The following is a 1,241-nucleotide window of genomic DNA, read 5'->3' on the forward strand; positions in this document are numbered from 1 at the left end:
GCACGAGCTGCACGCCGACCTGCGCGGCCAGCCGCGGGCGCCGGCCGGCGAGCGCGCCGCGCGCGACCAGCAGGAGCTCACCGAGCAGATCCTCGACCAGCTGCCCATCCCCATCTTCCTCAAGGACCGCGACGGCCGCTTCCTGCGCTTCAACAGCCGCTTCGAGGAATTCACCCAGCGCTCGCGGGCGGAAATCCTCGGCCGCACGGTGGACGACTTCGCCTCGCCGCGCTGGGCCGCCGCCACCCACGTCGAGGACGAGCAGGCCTGGGCCACCGGCCGCATGGTCACCACCGAGCGCCGCATGGCCACCTTCGATCCGCCGCTCGACGTGCTGGTCAGCCGCAAGGTGATCCGCACCGGCGGCCTGTCCTACATGCTGGGCTACTTCATCGACATCAGCGAGCAGCGCGCGGCCCGCGCCGCCATGCAGCACGCGGTCGAATCGGCCGAGGCGGCCAGCCGCGCCAAGAGCGAATTCCTGGCCAACATGAGCCACGAGATCCGCACGCCGATGAACGGCATCCTCGGCATGACCGAGCTGGTGCTCGAATCGGACATCGACGCCGGCCAGCGCGCCGACCTGGCGCTGGTGAAGGCCTCGGCCGACGCGCTGCTGCACATCGTCGACGACATCCTGGACTTTTCCAAGATCGAGGCGGGCAAGCTGGAGATCGAGGAAGTGCCGTTCGACCTGCGCCAGTTGGTGGCCGACACGCTGCGCGCCATGAGCCTGCGGGCGCGGCAGAAAGGGCTGGCGCTGGCGGCCGAGGTTCCGCCCGAAGTGCCGCGCCTGATGAAGGGCGATCCGGGCCGGCTGCGCCAGGTGCTGCTCAACCTGGTCGGCAACGCCATCAAGTTCACCGACGCCGGCGGCGTGACGGTGGCGCTGTCGGTCGGCGCCGAGCGCGACGGCCGCAGCGAGATCGCCTTCGCGGTGCGCGACACCGGCATCGGCGTGCCGCCGGAAAAGCAGCACCTGATCTTCGAGGCCTTCGCCCAGGTGGACGGCTCGACCACGCGCGAGTACGGCGGCACCGGCCTGGGCCTGGCGATCTGCCGCCGGCTGGTGATCCTGATGCAGGGCCGCATCGAGGTGCGCAGCGCGCCGGGGCGGGGCAGCGTGTTCAGCTTTACCGTGCCGTTGCAGCACACCGGCGCCGCCCAGGCCGCGCCGCTGCCGCCGCTGGCGGTGCTGGCGCCCGGCCAGGGCATGAACCTGAGCGCCAGCGACAACGGCC

The 1,241-nt window shown here is 71.6% G+C and carries 1 protein-coding gene; it reads left to right on the forward strand.

Annotation, left to right across the window (positions count from 1 at the left end):
* Positions 1-1,241, forward strand: a 1,241-nt coding sequence (locus GTP90_RS35745) for a PAS domain-containing hybrid sensor histidine kinase/response regulator (protein WP_161087935.1), incomplete at both ends; no start/stop codon positions are given.

Source organism: Duganella vulcania, assembly GCF_009857655.1.
Taxonomy (GTDB): Bacteria; Pseudomonadota; Gammaproteobacteria; order Burkholderiales; family Burkholderiaceae_D; genus Rugamonas; species Rugamonas vulcania.